Raw genomic sequence first — 17,219 nt, forward strand, 5'->3', positions numbered from 1 at the left:
TTGCTTACTTATATCACTTTTTAACTTTTATAATGATTTAATTGCTTTTATAGCTGCTTCATAGTTCGGATGTTCCGTAATTTCCGGAACGTATTCAACATACTGTACGATATCATTTTCATCTACAACGAATACTGCACGGCATTCTAAACGATGTTCCTTTATATATGTGCCATAAGCTGTTCCAAATGACATCTTAAAATGATCGGAAAGGGTTTGGGCTTGTTCTATTCCTGCTGCTCCACACCATCTTTTTTGTGCAAATGGAAGATCTACACTAATTGTTAACACTTCTACATCATTTCCTAGATTGCTAGCTGATTGGTTAAATTGCCGTGTTTGTGCGTCGCATACTCCTGTATCAAGAGAGGGAACACATGAGATAAGGCGGACTTTCCCTTTTGAATCTTCAAGTGTAACTTTTGAGAGATCGTTTGCTAACACTTCAAAATTTGGCGCTTTATCCCCAACACGAATTTCACTCCCAATCAGCGTAACTGGATTGCCAGCAAATGTTACTATACTTGATCTTTCTATAGACATATTATTTTTCCTCCTATTACCTTAGCAATTCTTCTAAAAAAGTTATCTTCAACGATAAGCAGTATAGCCATAAATTATGTGGTTAAAGGGTTTATCCATGTGTCTAAAAATATGGGGTACTGTTCAAAGGTTCGTATCATATTACTCCTTAAACATAGTAAGAAGCACTATCACTACTTATTAAAAAGTTTTCAATTTTTTCTTTTACTACGTTCTGAACTGCGTTTTGGACTAAAGTCAATGTTTCAGTCGGTAGTTCCGACCACTCTTTTTCTGTAACATGAATTTCTCGATTAAGGGTTTTTATCATCATATGTTCTAAATCTGTTGCAATATTCACTTTACTGATTCCACCATTAGGAATTTGAATTGCATTCTTTATCATCTCTGAAGGAGTGCCTGAACCGCCATGTAACACTAAAGGTACAGATGTTAATGCACGAATTTCCATTAAACGATCAATATCAATTTTTGGATCTTTAACGAGATAAACCCCATGTGAAGTTCCGACAGAAATCGCTAATGCATCAATACAGGTCTCTTCAACAAACTGTTTTGCTTCTTCAGGCTCTGTAAATAGTTCTTCATCAACGTCGGTTTCAATAAAGTCGGTTGTCCCTATCTTGCCTAATTCAGCTTCTACAGTTACGCCTTTTGAATGTGCATACTCAACAACCTTTTTTGTTATCTCAATATTTTTATTGAATGGTTGCTCTGATGCATCAATCATAACGGATGTAAAACCAACTTCGATGGCTTCTGCAATTACATTGAAATCCTTCGTATGGTCTAAATGTAACACAGCAGGGATCGTAATATTCTCCTCTTGGATCACACGATAAAACTCTCGGCTAAATTCCGCTAAATTAATTCCATATCGTTCCTGCTCCCTCTCAGAAGTTTGAACAATAACCGCAGATTTCTTTTCTTGGGCAGCTCTAAGTATAGGAGCTACCATCTTTGTAGCTCTAGGAGTAAACGAACCGACAGCAAATTGATTTTGCGTAGCTACTGCAAGTACCTTTGTTAATGAACTGACATTGTTTGGTTTTAAATTTACTTTCATTCATTCAAACTCCCTAAAAAAAGATGATTTAACTTATTTCGTTCATTCGCGCCCTTTATGTTACCTAATAAGCAACAGTGTTCCCTTTTAATTTTAAATACTTTTCTGAAAGCCAACATTTCCCCCTCTTTCTTACCCACTATCTGAAAAAAAGCGTCTGTATTTCAATGTACAGGATTCGGCATCTGACAGCCTCTTTTCAACAAGGGTATTCTAAATATAATGCTATTACCACGTAAAAAAACATTTAACAAAGATAAATGAATCCATTTACTTACTAAATTGAAAATTCAAATTAGGCTTCCACTATTGTTTCTGACTTTAATGAATTTTCTTTTTCGGTATTATTGCCAATCGTAAGGGCAATAATTGCTGCTACAATGATGGCTGCAATCATTAATATGAAAGTTGAATTGTACGAACCACCGCTGCTTTCAATCATATAACCCATTAATAACGGGGAGATAAATCCTGCAATTGATCCGAAACAGTTAACAGTAGATGAACCTGCAGCCATTATTTTCGCAGGAAGCGTGTCAACAACCAGTCCCCAGAATGCTCCTTGAGCTAAGAACATGAAGAATGCAGCAACACATTGATACGTAATGACCACTGCAGTGGAAGTAGATTGAAGCATTAATAATAATGCCAGCCCACTAATTACAGCATTAGGGATAAACACCCATTTCCTCTTTCCTTTTACTTTATCTGACAAGTACCCACCAAGAATAATGGAGACTGTACCTACTAAATACGGTAAGGCACTGAAAATGCCAGTATCCATTAAAGAAAGCCCTCTAACATTTATCAGATAAGATGGAAGCCAGAAGTGAAGCCCCAGAAAGTAATATCAAAGAAGAACCAAATGAACGCCATTTGCCATAAAATCGGTTTTTTAAATAGTTCCTTAAAGGAAACTCCTGAGTTTTTTTCTTCATTCGATTTTTCATTCTCAATGTCTTCCTCTAATTCTGCAAGCTCTTCTTTCGTCATTTTAGGATGATCTTTCGGATTATCTTTGAATTTAAACCAGATATACAGACCGAGTATAATGCCCGGAATACCCATTACGATAAAAACGGTACGCCATCCAAATGCCCCAATAATTGCTGCAGCAGCAATAGCAGCAATAGCCGGTCCTAAAGTATTAACTGTTGACTGAATTCCAGTAGCTGTTCCTCGTTGTTTACTGGGAAAGTAATTAGCTATTCCTTTATAAGCAGCACCTGGTAAACATGCCTCTCCTAAACCGAAAACGAATCGAATAAGTAACATAAGTGGATAAGAAAAAATAAAACCAGTCAATGATGTGAAAATTGACCACCAAACAATCGCAATGCTCATCACACGACGAAAGCCAAATTTATCTGATAACATCCCGCCCGGAATTTGGAACAGTGCATACCCCGCAAAGAAAATACTTAACAGTAACCCTTGAGCTGTTGCCGTAAGATTAAGATCTTCACCAATATATGGCAATGCAATAGTGATTACCATTCGGTCCAGGAAAGAAAACAGCCAACATAACCATAATACGAATAAGACAGTATAACGAACTTTCCATTTAGATTTCTTTTTCAGCTGCAGTTGTTTGTTCATTAAACAACAACCTCCTGAATGATTTCATTTCCATCATGTAAAGTTGTGCCTTTTCTAAACTAGTTACGGTGTTACAGTAAAAACACGGTACATTACCAACTGATAACCTTTATACAAGCGCTTACATTTCTTCCATTCCACAAAATAAATCATTAACATACATCGCCATAACTTTTATCGGTGCTGTAAACTAATTTTATTACCTATTATTTCCTGTCCAATGAAGCACTTCAAATCATCTTTCTCCCCCCTTATAAATAGCCTTGAAGAATATTAAAACTGAAGATGTTTAATCAACACTTCTAGTTTCCTAATAAGCAACACTGTTCCTTTCTATAACCAAAAAATTTTGTATAAAAAGAATGATTAGTTATGTCGAACTGTATAACAATCATTGTACTGATTTTTTGTTTTAAGGTACTAGGCAAGAAGGCGTCGCCATAGACTTTATTTCCTAGATAGATTCTTTAGTCCCTTCATTATCGGTTTTCGTTGCTTATTAAGAAACCTAGTTTCAACGAGAAATCAAAATCATCTTATTTATAATATTCCTACCTGAAATGAATTCTAACATGTGCATGAATCACTTTCAAGAAAATTCTGAATTTTACATCCTTCCCCCCCTAAAGTTTATGACACAGCCTTTCTCTTTTACTAGTAATGTAATAGTAATTGATATTTTATTGCTTTGATTTTTATAAGATCAGATGAACTAATAAAACACCAGCAATTGCAAGCTACCTATTAATCATACCGGCTTTACCCTATACACGTCCCCGAACAATAGAAGGTTCTTTCACAAACATGACCATGAATACGATGAACATATTGATAGTTACCTTTGTCATCGGGCGAGCCATTAAAGTGCTCAACAACAAATAAAGAGGGCCATCGTGAGTATAAATTGCCAACAACATCTGTGCAACATGCCGAGTTATCCTATTAAAAATAAGATCTTAAAACATATGACAAAACCCCACCTGTTCCCATAGCAACTGGTGGGGTTTCTAACTGGCTTCTACATCTACATCAACCGGGAGGTCCATCTTTGCAATCACTTCCTTTCGTTTAAACGGCTAATTTACTGTATTCATCCAACTGATCTTTAGTTAAATTTTTGATGAAATGGTCAATGTTTATCGACTCGATTTCATACCTTTCACAAATCTTTAAATAACTTTCATAAGCTTTATCATAAATGTTCATCATCTAGATCCCTCCTTCTGTTATATAACAATAAATTTAACTTATTAATAATATATAACAACCTTAATTTCCCGTCAATGTATTTTTCTGAAAATTCGGTAAGAATTTCATTCTCTTAGTATTTCCCATATTGATCTTAGCTAACCGTCTCACTTAAAAAAAGTAGTACGCTAAGTGTTAAATACCTCATCTTTTTAAATACTGCTTTTTTTCTCCAAAAGAAAAGAAGCTGCTGATCAGCTTCCGGTAATGAACTTCATTATGGATTTACCTAAACATTAAGGTCGATAAATGTTTCCATTTTTTGATAAATAATGTTAGGTTGAGCAAATATTAAGTGTGTGTAAATTAATTGTTGGAATTAGAAACTAAATATTTATAAATAGTATACTTCATTATAGATAATCGATTTTGGTCTTTGGATGTTCTAAGAACTGAAATGACATGGATAAACCGTCAATTCAGGTACTTTATACACAATGGAATCTGATGGACTTTTAATAAATGAGGAACGAAACGTCGATGGGAAAATAAGAAAATTATTTATTCGACCACTGAAAAAGGAAATATTTATGGAAGCCGGAAAGAAAGCTTATGAACTTAAATAGGAGGAATACTTTAGTGGATCAAAACAAAACAAACAGAAGTTTAAAGTCACTGATTGAAATACTATTAGTTTCAACAAGGCTTGGTTTAACATCATTTGGTGGGCCAATAGCACATTTAGGTTACTTTCATGATGAGTATGTTAAACGACGAAAATGGATGGATGAAAAAAGCTATGCTGATTTAGTTGCTTTGTGTCAATTCTTGCCTGGTCCAGCTAGCAGTCAGGTTGGAATTGGAGTCGGAGTTATGCGGGGAGGTTTCTTCGGTGGAATTTTAGCTTTCCTTGGTTTTACAATGCCTTCGGTGATAGCGTTAGTAATATTAGCATCATTTTTCAAAGGAATGGAAGTTTCAAATGCAGGCTGGATCCACGGATTAAAAATAGTAGCTGTAGCAGTAGTTGCACACGCCATTTTGGGGATGTCAAAAAATTTAACTCCAGATATAAAGAGAAAGACAATTGCATTAATAGCCTTGGTTGGGACCTTGATTTGGCAGACTGCCTATGTGCAAGTTGGTATTATAATACTGGCCGCATTTATTGGTTTTCTTATTTATAAACGACACGACGAAAGTTATGAATCTAACGTTCATTTTCCGATTTCGCGTGGTGTCGGTTTTGTTAGTTTAGTTTTATTTTTCGGATTACTGTTTCTACTTCCAATTTTACGAGAGGTTACTTCATCAAATTGGATTGCTCTGTTTGATGGCTTTTATCGGTCTGGTTCTTTAGTGTTTGGTGGTGGACATGTAGTCTTGCCATTGCTTGAACGTGAATTTGTCCCTACTGGATGGCTAGACAAAGAGGCATTTCTTGCTGGATATGGTGCAACACAAGCTGTACCGGGACCATTATTTACGTTTGCAGCGTACATAGGTGCCGTGATAAATGGATGGCAAGGTGGCTTATTAGCAACAATTGCTATTTTCTTACCTGCATTTCTTCTTATTTTAGGGACATTGCCATTTTGGGACACATTACGCCGTAATCCTAAAGTAAAAGGGGCATTAATGGGAGTAAATGCAGCAGTTGTAGGCATCTTGATTGCGGCTTTTTATAATCCCATTTGGACCAGCTCCATCTCAGCTCCTATAGACTTTGCTTTTTCTGCCATCTTATTTAGTATGCTTGTGTACTGGAAATTGCCTGCTTGGTTTATAGTGATAATCGGTGCTACTGGAGGCTCACTTATGACGTTAATATGAATCTATATTCATTTATCGTTTCACCCTTTATTGACACATTTTTATCTCATTCTATTTTATTTTAAACTTTGAAAAAACTGTGAGTTATACCTTTAAAGGCATAACTCACAGTAGGCAAAAAAGAAATAACAGGTAGTCCCACCTGCTATTTCTTTTAAATATATTCCGCTATATTCGATTGAACCGCATTATTTCCATTGCAGAATTTGTTACGCAGTTTAAGAACCGGTTATTATTTTACAATGTACTCTCCTGAACATAAACTACGTGTCCCCCAACAATCGTTCTATTAATCTATCCCTCTTTTAAATTTCAGCAAAGTATAACCAATTTTGAGAAAAAGGATTGCGCACAGCCTTAATTACGATGTTGTAAGTGTAAAATAAGACAACAATCCCTAATTTAAAAACAGAATTAGCTTGATGGGTTATGTGATGGGATTCTCCTAAGAGAAAACACCTGCATTATTTTTACTGATTAACTAAACAGCGCTTTGTTTGTTCCCTTTTTTGAAGGGGATGGGGTCGGGAGAATTTCTTTTTGCAATATAGGGCCGTATGTATCGACACGACGGTCTCTAAAGAATTGCAGAATTTTTCTAGTCTCTTCTATTTCTTTTAAATCAATTTCTTGGACAATAATTCCTTCTTCCTCATCAAGTGAAGCTAAAATATTCCCGAATGTATCGCTAATGAATGAACCGCCGTAAAAATTCATGTCCTTTTCCTGGCCCACTCGATTTGTCGCAGCAACGAATACACCATTAGAAATACCATGAGCGGAAATTGCCTTTTCCCAGGATGATCTTGTTGATATCTCGGGATGATCTGGCTCTGAACCAATAGCAGAAGGATAGAATAATATTTCTGCACCTTGTAAGCTCAAAATTCGGGCAACTTCTGGATACCACTCATCCCAGCAAATCCCGACTCCTATTTTTCCATAAGCCGTTTCATAGACAGGATACCCAGTATTGCCTGGAACGAAATAATATTTTTCATGATACTGGGGACCATCCGGAATATGATTTTTCCTTGTAATCCCTAAACATTCCCCATCAGCATCAAATACAGCTGCACTATTAAAATAAATACCAGCACCTGCTCTTTCATAAAAAGGGACAATCAAGACAATGGCCAATTCCTTAGCCAATTCACCCATTGCGGCCAATGTACCGCTATCTACATCTTCTGCTAAATCATAATTTTTCACACTAACCGTTTGCGGAAAATATTGCGAAGAAAATAATTCCTGCAAGCAAACGATTTGTGCGCCTTTATTTACTGTTTCTTTTATTTTCCCTATCGTTTTTTGAATATTTTCCGCAATGAATTCCCCGCAATGAATTTGAATAAGCCCAACTTTCACTTTTGACATTTTCTCACTACCTACCTTTTTATCATTTTTTATCTTACACAGTTGTGACGACCGGGTTTTCATATACGATCTTCCCATCCATGATCGTCATCTTTACTTCTGTTTCAAGAATTTCCTCTGTTGATATGCTAAATAAGTTTTTATTTAATACTGCGATATCCGCTATCTTTCCAGCTTCCAAAGTGCCCAATTCCTTTTCTCTGAAAGACCCGAATGCCGGTGTAGCCGTGTAATACTTTAACGCTTGTGCTAATGTTACTCCTTCCGACTCTTGCCACGCCTTCCCGGTTAAATCTTTTCTCGTGATTGCCTGATAAATGCCCATCATGGGATTTAAGGGCACTACAGGAAAATCTGTACCAAAGGCAATTTTTGCACCAGTATCCACGAGTGTTTTGATTGGATAATAGAGTGGTTGTTGTTTTTCACTGATTCTGGCCGTATATGCCTCACTTTCCATTAATTCAATATGTTTAGGTTGAAATGAGGCGATTACATTTAATTCCTTAAAGCGATGAACATCGTCTGGGTGCAATACCTCCACATGTTCAATGACATGTCTGGCATCTCTTTCCCCATTTACGTTCCTCGCTTCTTCAAATGCATCCAATGCTAAGCGGACAGCACCGTTGCCAATAGCATGGAAACGAATTTGAAATTTTTCCTTATCTGCCTTTTTTACTAATTGTTTAATTGTTTCAGCTGGATAAGTGGTCCCGCCTTTTGTTTCAGGACGGTCTTTATAATGATCCAATAAAAAAGCAGTATGACTAGTCACGACACCATCTATAAATTGTTTTAATCCAGAAAAGGTAAGCTTGTCTGACTGATAATTTTTTTGTAATTCCTTGGCGGCAGCTACATCCATTTTTAACTCCGGCGAAAAGTGAATTCTGGTTGTTAGTAACCCTTCTCTCTCAAATTCCTTAAAAATTTCAAGGTCGTCTAGTGGATTCGGAGCAATTTTAGCTCCGTATAAATCATTAACGGATGTGATTCCCAACCTTTTTGTTTCATTAAGAAAACCTTGGAATAGGTTTTCACGTTTTTCTTTCGGTAATTTGTATGCATGTTCTGATGCATACCCAATTGCCTGTTCAAATAGAAGGCCTGTCAGTTCCCCATTTTCATCTTTTCCAATTTCTCCATATTCCGGATCTGGAGTATCCTTCGTTAATTGGATCATCTCCATCGCTTTACTATTGATCCATGCGTAATGCACTTCTGCATTGAATAATAAAACGGGACGATCACAAATATATTTATCCAGTGTTGTTCTATGTGGGAGCACTTTATTCTTCCACTTGGTATGATCCCAGCCAACACCGAATATCCACTCATCATTTGGTCTCGTTTCTGCAAATTCAGCTACTATTTTGGCCGCATCTTCTTCTGAAGCTGCATCAAATAATTTGGCACTATCCTTCTGTAAAATGCTTCCCATCATAATGTGCATATGAAAATCATGAAATCCCGGAATGATCAGCCCCTCTTCGAAGTCATACACCTTTGTTTGATCTCCAAGAAATGACATTATATCTTCTTTAGAACCGATTTTAATCATTTTATTATCTTTAATAGCGATAGCTGCCTGTATAGGCTCATCCTGTAATCCAGTAAAAACATGTTGACCAGAAAGAATGATGTCTGCATTTACCATTATTATCCTCCTTGATGCATAAAGCTTTTATGCTTTAATTTCTTTTTCAATCGCACTATCAATGGAAAGCTCTGGCGGCCGCTTACTAAACATTTTCGTATTTGAAAGCAGCATGATGACACCAATTCCGAACCATCCTAGTCCGAGTAAAAGTGCCTTTGAATCAAGACTGGTCCATAACCAAATTGTGAAACTCGTACCAATCATTGGAAGTATTAGATATTTAAGTGCATTAATTCCTTTTCGCTGTTTTTCTCTAATAAAATAATGGGAGATAACCGAAAGATTGACAAAAGTAAATGCAACAAGCGCCCCAAAGTTAATAAAGGATGAGGCTGTCACTAAATCAACAAATAAAGCAGATAAAGCAAAAATACCCACTAAGATGATGTTGTATGTTGGAGTTTGAAATTTCGGATGAATATGACCAAATATTTTCTTTGGAAGAACTCCATCTCTCCCCATCGCATACAAAAGCCGCGAAACACTTGCATGAGCTGATAAACCGGAAGCCAGCCCCCCGGTAATGTATCCTGCTAGAAAAATAGATTGAAATAAATGACCCCCGATGTACATGGCAATTTCCAAGGAAGCGGAATCTGGATCTTTAAAGGCTTGGAAATTCGGGTAAACAAGGTGACTGATGTATGAGATGGCGACAAACAGACCTCCTCCTATTAATGCGACGAGGAAAATGGCCTTTGGTATCATTTTTTTCGGATTAATGGTCTCCTCCGAAAATGTGGTTACAGCGTCAAATCCTAAAAAAGATAAACATAAAATGGAAGATCCTGCCAATACTAAAGATAGCGGTATATCGCCATTCACGAATGGAGAACCCATGAATAATGTTCCTGAACCCATTCCGTTCAGTAACCCTTTAATCGAGAGGAATGTAAATATAACGATTATTAAGAATTGAAAGGCAACTAATAATAGATTTATTTTTGTTGCTATTTTCACTCCAATTATATTTACAGCGGTGATTAAAATGACAAAGACAATTAACCAGACGGAAAAGGGAACGGATGGAAAATACGCGTTTAAGTAAATGGCGATCAATAATCCATTGATCATTGGCAAAAATAAATAGTCCAATAGGATGACCCATCCCACTAAGAATCCAAGGTGAGGATTAAGGGCCTTTTGAGTAAATGTATAAGCAGAACCGGCAACAGGGTAGGCTTTGACCATTTGACCATAACTATAGGCTGTAAACAACATACCTACCAAAGCTATGATATAAGCAGCCGGCACCATCCCTTTCGTTATTTCCGCAACAACCCCATAAGTTGAAAAAACTGTTGTAGGTGCCATATAAGCCAATCCAAATAGCACTAAGGGAAATACTGTTAACGAACGTCTTAATTTTGCATTCTCCATGTATCACTCCACCCTTATTCGTGATTAATTAATTTATATGCAAATACCATACCAAGCGGAGATTGATTATTTAACGGTTTAATTATCGGTATATTCCCAATAATTAAAATATACGGACTATTTAATGGATTACTAGTTTTATGCAATATTGCATCAATTAATTATGATTGCATAATAGTCATTAGCTACGTAGATGTCTCACCGTGTATTCTGGTTCATACGAATAAGGTTCGAAATAAGCTACGTGCCGTAATGGGGTCATCGTTAAATTGTATCTGATATGACACGCAAATCCCGCGATTGTTTAAGATGCGATTAATGCTTATTACTACTGTGTCATATAGAAAAAGCCCTCAAAATTCATTTATTTATTTATTTATGAGTATAAGAAAAGGGACTACGAACATCCCTCCCCTTGAAACTACATTATTCGACATCAACTTGGTAACCCAGGTCTTTCTTGCAATCTTTTTGCCACTTATTAATTAAAGGATCATTACAAGTTTTAAGGGTGTTATACGCATCCTTGGATATCAACCCATCTTTTTTATGCTTGCCAAGTAACTGTTAAACCTTTTAATGAGCTTGACAATCCTTTTGTCTGCTTCCAGTTTTTCAAAACGGACCAAGGTATCCAAATGTACCTGTAGTGAACGGGCAACACATGGTTGACAATTTCCCTATCTTCTTCGAATTGTTCAATCTTTATATAGGATGAATTAATAATTAGGATGACGGAATACTTCCTTCCCCTCGAAAAAAGTCATCAAGACCTTCGCTTCACCAATTGACGTTACTGGAATCTGAAAGAGATTTTTGTCTAAAACGATCAAGTCCGCTTTCTTGCCCGCCTCTATAGAACCTCTTTCATCCTCTTGGAAAATCAAATGAGCTCCGTTGATTGTATAGCTAGTAATCATATCTTCGAGAGAAGCTTTTTCCTTAGGCCACACTACTTTATTTAGACCGTCTTCTGTGGTTTTGTCTGGATCCAATCTCGTTATCCCTACTTCTAATCCTGTAAGGGGATACATATCTCTTTTAAAAGTATCTGTTGAAGGGAAATCACTCGATGAAGCAACCGGTATTCCGGCTTCAAAATAGCTACCCATATGATTAAGTTCCTTCAACCCCTCACCTCTTACATTGGTATACCAGTCCTTACCAAACCAGGAAGGTTGAGGAGCAGGTATTACTCCTAAGTCCTTAAACCGGGCAACATCATCTTCCTTTACCCAGTCTAAATGGGTGATTACATGACGCGAATCCCTTTTTCCATTTAATTTAGCCGCATATTCAAAAGCGTCTAAAGCATTATGAGATGGGTAAAACCCCTGATTGCCAATTGCATGGATATAGACGCGAAAACCTTCTTTATCCAAAGCTGCCACGGTCTTCTCTAATACATTTTGATCCCAAACTAGTTTATTTTCTCCGACACCATCAGCAAATATTTTAATTGTATCTATCTTGTACGACTTTCCTTGATATTTGTCACGGAGTTCTTTTAATCCCCCGATTTGCTTTGTCCCTTTGTTTTCATCAGCCCATAACCCTAAATCGTATCTCACGGTCAATTTACCCGCATTATCAAGCTCTTTAAATGCTTTAAGCAAACTTTCCGTTGGGTAGTGAACAGGCACGAATACTGAGGTAACTCCATCCTCTGCAGCTGTTTTCTGCCAAGTTAAAAGCGTCTTTTTATACTGCTTTACCGTATAGTCCGGTTGGGGAAGAACGTTAATTACAAGGTTTTCGGCGGAAAATTCGTTTAAAATTCCTGTCGGCTCTCCTGTTTTAGGATCACGTTCAATAGTCCCGCCTTGCGGATCAGGGGTGTTTTTGTCTATCCCTGCAATCTCAAGAGCCTTTGAGTTGACTAATATACTGTGATGGCCGTTTGATATAAAGACAGCAGGTATATCAGGGACAACTTGGTCAAGCAATTCTTTAGGAGCCAGCCCTCTGGATTTGCTATCTCGTTTGATGTCATCCCAGCCTACTCCACGTAATTGCTTTATATTGGGATGCTCTTTTAAGTAATCCTTGATGGCCTGTTGGCGTTTTTCCACTGTGGAATAAGGATTGAGACTTAGCCAAAAAAGGCTTTCTGCCATTAGGTACGCATGGTTATGACTGTCGGTAAACCCAGGCATGACCATTTTCCCCTTTAGATCAATCACTCTGGTATCGTTCCCTTTGAAGGCTGCAACTCCCTTGTTATCACCAACGTAAAGAATCTTGCCATTCTTAACCGCAACTGCTTTCTCCCAACTTCGATCTTTATCAACTGTGTAAACTTCACCGTTTTTAAAAATCAAATCAGCCGTTTGATTCGAAGTTACCTTCCCAGTCACATTATTCGAACTTTTCTTTTCCAACGAACACCCGGTAAATACCGAACTAAAAAGCAAAGCTATAAAAAAAAGGAAGAAATATTTTTTCTTCATCGTAATCAAACCCCTTTCGATTGATTTTTTCACCCTAGTAATCAAATTTCTATAGGAACTAAAAAAAATTTGATATTGAACTATTTAATCCACTTGAAATACTAAAAATTCATTGGTAATTGCTCAGTTGTATTTAGTAAAGAGGTATCTGGTTTCACAAACACCCACATTATAGCTGCAATAAACACAGGGATTACCGTTACTCCTAAAGTGATATTCCAACCAAAGTTTTCTGCTGACCACCCACATAATAACGGTGATACAAATGCTCCTAAATTCCCCCATAAGTTCATCCAACCTGAAACTGATCCAGAAAAGTTTCTCCCTAAGTCTGTAGCTGCGGCCCAAGAACACACTACTGTGAATCCGAGTGAGCCCAAGCATAATGATAACCACAAAACATTCATATATGGTGATACTGTCATAACAGCCAGGTACATTGAAATAATAAATACTAATAAGCCTGATATTGCTAAAGAGGATCTAGATATTTGTTTTGAAAATCCTTTATGCACTAAGTAGTCTGAAAGAATACCACCAGACATTACAGTTATCAGAATTGCCAACCATGGTAGGCTTGCAGCAAATCCCATTTTACTTAATGAGAATCCCCTATCTTCCAATAGATAAGTAGGTAACCAAACTAAAAAGAAAGTAATAATATATAAAACAACAAAATACTGCACTCCTAACGCCCAAAATTGAGAGTTTTTCAGAAAATTACTCCAAGGTGCCCTTACTTTAGCAGTTTCAACAATTTCTCTGTTTTCAAGTATATATTCTTTTTCTTGTTCATTAACTAATTTGTGAATTTCAGGATAGTCCCTGGCAATAACGTACCATACAGCTGCAATCATTATTCCTAAAATACCAAAAATGTAAAATACAGCTTGCCAGCCAAAGTATTGATAGATATAAACCGTAACGATAGGGGCTATAACTGGTCCAAAATATGAACCTGCCAATAAGGCACTAGAAGCTCTAGCTTTTTCATCTTTTCTAAACCAGTTTGTATTAAATACGGCGTTAGATGGAAACATTGGTCCTTCACCTATTCCAAATAAGAATCTCACTACATACAAAAGACTGTGAGATTTCACTAAACCTGTAAGACCTGTAAATACTGACCACCAAATAAGGGAAAATGCAATCATTTTCCTTGGCCCGAATTTTTCCGCCAAAATTCCAGCTGGAATTTGAACTAACGCGTAACCTAATGAGAATAATGATGCAAGCATACCAAACTGAACTTTATCCAATCCTAAATCATCCATCATAGGCTTTGCTATTATAGAAATATTTGACCTATCCATGTAAGCGATTACACCGATGATGAAGAAAAACAGTGCAAGTCCCCATCTAACCTTTGTTGGCTTCTTTTTCAAAATCTCCCTCCCCTTTATGGATAATAGAATCATGATATTTATTTTTTTGCTTAACTTCAGATTTCAATTTCATACTCAAAGTTTTCACCAACGTAAAGCATCTCTTCACCCCTACCAGCAACAGCTACCGCCCAACTTTAATCTTCATCAACTGTGAAAACGTTACTATTTTAAAGATGAAATCAAACGTTTGATTCGATTTTTCTTCACCAACGATCTCCCAGTAGAAAACAAACCATTACCCACCTATTGGATTTTCTGAATCCTTTTAGTCGATTGTTCTACTTTCAGAGAGAGGAATACTGTTATTTTGACTATTTCGGACAAATAATACTGAAATAAGAGAGGCGATACAAAGAAATACTAAAAATAATGCTAGCGGAATCCAAGAATTATTGTAAGCGCCGACTAATATAGTCGCAATCATTGGAGCAGTTCCACCAAATAATGCAGAGCCTGTTTGATAACCAAGTGTTATTCCTGTATAACCAACATTCGTACTGAACATTTCAGTAAACATTGTCCCGATAGTCGCCGCAATTGGAGGCCATAGAATTCCTAATCCTACTATTGAAATAACATATAACCAAGGAGTGGATTGTAAGGAAAACAAATAAAAGTATGGAAAGGCAAAAAGAGTTATCCCGATTGTCCCAATAAGAAAAACACGTTTACGGCCAATTTTATCAGACAACATTCCCATAAATGGCATGCAAATTGCTGTAACGATTGTTGCCACCGTAACTACATTTAAAGCTGTAGTCCTTGAAAAACCCTGTGTTTCCGTAGCATAGGAGATGAAAAATGTGGAAAACAAATAGAATGGGCCCACTTCAACACATTTTGCACCTAAAGAAATCAATACCGCTCTCCAATGATATCGCAGTGTCTCAAAGAGAGGAATTTTTACGACGTTTCCTTTTTCTTTCTCTTCTTTGAATGCCGAGGTTTCCTCAATCCCTTTTCGTATCCAAATACCAATAACAACCAAAATCGCACTTAAGACAAATGGCACTCTCCATCCCCATGATAGAAATTGTGATTCTGGAAGTAAACTCATTAATGAAATGGAAAATGTCCCAAGTAACATCCCAAGAGGGATACCCATTGCAGGAAAGCTTCCAAAAAAGCCACGTCTTTCTTTAGGCGCAGATTCAACCGCTAGGAGTATTGCTCCTCCCCATTCTCCGCCAAGCCCGATACCTTGAACGAGACGAAAGAAAACAAGGAGGATTGGTGCCCAAAGCCCTATCATGCTATATGTTGGAAGGAGTCCAATACAGACGGTAGAAACGCCCATTAATAAAAGTGAAAGCACGAGAGTATTTTTCCTGCCAAACTTGTCTCCCAAATGACTAAATACAAGCCCTCCAAGAGGTCGTATAAAAAAAGTGATGCCAAAAGATGCATAAGCAAGCAATAAACTTACAAATGGATCATCATTAGGAAAATACAGTTTATTAAACACAAGTGCAGCAACGGTTCCATAAAGAAAGAAATCATAAAATTCAATGGTACTGCCAAGTAAACTCGCAAATAATATCTTTTTTGATTTCTTGTCCAGTTTCTTTTTCCCACTCAATTTAACACACCTCCGAATTAGTTATATTTCTGGATGTGGTTTCTTAGATGTTGAAGAATTATCAAGATGGCCTTCCGATAATTCTTCCACATTTTCTTTAATAGAAGGTAAAAGGTGCAACATCATTAATAACGAACTACTCCCCCGATAAAGAGAGTCTGACTCTTACCTCTCGTATTGCTTTTCCACCCGTAATCATCTTGAACATGAGTAAATGAGCTTTTAATTCAATATGTATTATGTATAATGTATTGTGTATACACAATACATTATAGAAATACAGTCAATAAAGATAAAAGTCGTTCTGGTGAAAAAGTTTAAAGACAATCGCCATTTGTTCTCAACCGTGGACATATTGATATATCAGCCTAAGCAAAGATGTTTATCGGTATATCCAAATTTCCGTGAAATCTCGAGTGCTGCACACTTAACCTTTTTAACCAATGGAGGCAACAACCCCTTTTCGTAGTTCACCTCTAGACCTTCAACACTAATGCCCGCTATGATATAACCTTTATGATCAAAAATAGGAGCGGCTACCGCAGATATATAATTTTCAAGTTCCGAGTGACTGACCGTAAATCCCGTTTTTCGAGTCTCTTCTAGAAGAATACGAAGTCTCTCTTTAACTGTAATCGTTCCAGATGCGATCGACTTCAGTTCGGTTTGCTCTAAATATTGTTCCTGTTCATACTTCGGCTGAAAAGCGAGAATGACACGTGAACACGCTCCGGCATATAGCGGCATTCTCCGGCCAATTGCCGTATTAAGCCTTACCCGCTGTTTTGTATCCAGTTTTTCGATGCAGATTGCCTCATTCCCATCAAGTACGATGAGATTAACGGCTTCCCCTACCTTATCATGAAATTTTTGCATAATCGGCAGAGCTACTTCTCGAATATCGGACCGTTCAGCTACTAAATGGCCAAACTGAAGAAATAACAGCCCAAGTGAGTATTTTCCACCTCTATCTTTATCGAGAAGACCCATCTCTTCAAGTGACATCACCATTCGAAAAACAGATGTTTTCGGTATCCCTGAAAACTGTACGATTTCATTAAGACCTAGCTTTGAATGCGTTAAGAAAAGAGTAAGGATATCCATTGATCTGACGACTGTCTTATTTTTGCTTTGCATGAGTTTCCCCTCCTTA

General features: G+C 37.1%; 11 protein-coding genes and 1 pseudogene. 1 reads left to right on the forward strand and 11 read right to left on the reverse strand.

What is annotated here, in order from left to right; genetic code table 11:
• Nucleotides 1-27: 27 nt before the first annotated feature.
• The 4 genes and pseudogenes from tpx to A6755_RS27285 form a co-directional block, all read right to left on the reverse strand.
• A complete protein-coding gene (gene tpx, locus A6755_RS21865; protein WP_034314973.1) occupies nucleotides 28-543 on the reverse strand; it encodes a thiol peroxidase in 516 nt (171 codons plus the stop codon).
• A gap of 148 nt (nucleotides 544-691) precedes the next feature.
• Entirely contained in the window at nucleotides 692-1,609 is a 918-nt protein-coding gene (locus A6755_RS21870) for a class II fructose-bisphosphate aldolase (RefSeq protein WP_063591938.1), read from the reverse strand.
• Between the two features lie 295 nt (nucleotides 1,610-1,904).
• Nucleotides 1,905-3,208, reverse strand: a pseudogene (locus A6755_RS28375) (MFS transporter).
• A 1,068-nt stretch (nucleotides 3,209-4,276) separates the two neighbouring features.
• Complete coding sequence (locus A6755_RS27285; RefSeq protein WP_153246179.1) at nucleotides 4,277-4,417, reverse strand: hypothetical protein; 141 nt, start codon at nucleotides 4,415-4,417, stop codon at nucleotides 4,277-4,279.
• Nucleotides 4,418-5,008: 591 nt separating this feature from the next.
• Here A6755_RS27285 and A6755_RS21885 point away from each other — a divergent pair.
• Entirely contained in the window at nucleotides 5,009-6,229 is a 1,221-nt protein-coding gene (locus A6755_RS21885; protein ID WP_063591939.1) for a chromate transporter, read from the forward strand.
• A gap of 477 nt (nucleotides 6,230-6,706) precedes the next feature.
• Here A6755_RS21885 and A6755_RS21890 read toward each other — a convergent pair whose 3' ends face one another.
• The 7 genes from A6755_RS21890 to A6755_RS21920 form a co-directional block, all read right to left on the reverse strand.
• Nucleotides 6,707-7,606 (reverse strand): carbon-nitrogen hydrolase, encoded by a 900-nt coding sequence (locus tag A6755_RS21890; protein WP_052137514.1) that lies wholly within the window; start codon nucleotides 7,604-7,606, stop codon nucleotides 6,707-6,709.
• Between the two features lie 34 nt (nucleotides 7,607-7,640).
• Entirely contained in the window at nucleotides 7,641-9,266 is a 1,626-nt protein-coding gene (locus A6755_RS21895) for an amidohydrolase (protein ID WP_063591940.1), read from the reverse strand.
• Nucleotides 9,267-9,293: 27 nt separating this feature from the next.
• Nucleotides 9,294-10,649: an APC family permease gene (locus A6755_RS21900; protein WP_063591941.1), complete on the reverse strand. Its 1,356-nt coding sequence runs from the start codon at nucleotides 10,647-10,649 to the stop codon at nucleotides 9,294-9,296.
• Nucleotides 10,650-11,368: 719 nt separating this feature from the next.
• Nucleotides 11,369-13,099 carry an amidohydrolase gene (locus A6755_RS21905; protein ID WP_063591942.1) on the reverse strand — a complete coding sequence of 577 codons (1,731 nt, stop codon included), beginning with the start codon at nucleotides 13,097-13,099 and terminating at the stop codon, nucleotides 11,369-11,371.
• Nucleotides 13,100-13,200: 101 nt separating this feature from the next.
• Nucleotides 13,201-14,484 carry an MFS transporter gene (locus tag A6755_RS21910; protein ID WP_063591943.1) on the reverse strand — a complete coding sequence of 428 codons (1,284 nt, stop codon included), beginning with the start codon at nucleotides 14,482-14,484 and terminating at the stop codon, nucleotides 13,201-13,203.
• 268 nt (nucleotides 14,485-14,752) lie between these two features.
• The gene (locus A6755_RS21915) at nucleotides 14,753-16,066 is read right to left on the reverse strand and encodes an MFS transporter (protein WP_063591944.1); all 1,314 of its coding nucleotides are present in this window, start codon (nucleotides 16,064-16,066) and stop codon (nucleotides 14,753-14,755) included.
• Nucleotides 16,067-16,429: 363 nt separating this feature from the next.
• Nucleotides 16,430-17,203: an IclR family transcriptional regulator gene (locus A6755_RS21920; RefSeq protein ID WP_063591945.1), complete on the reverse strand. Its 774-nt coding sequence runs from the start codon at nucleotides 17,201-17,203 to the stop codon at nucleotides 16,430-16,432.
• Between the last annotated feature and the right edge of the window lie 16 nt (nucleotides 17,204-17,219).

The organism is Peribacillus frigoritolerans, from assembly GCF_001636405.1.
GTDB classification, from domain to species: Bacteria; Bacillota; Bacilli; order Bacillales; family DSM-1321; genus Peribacillus; species Peribacillus frigoritolerans.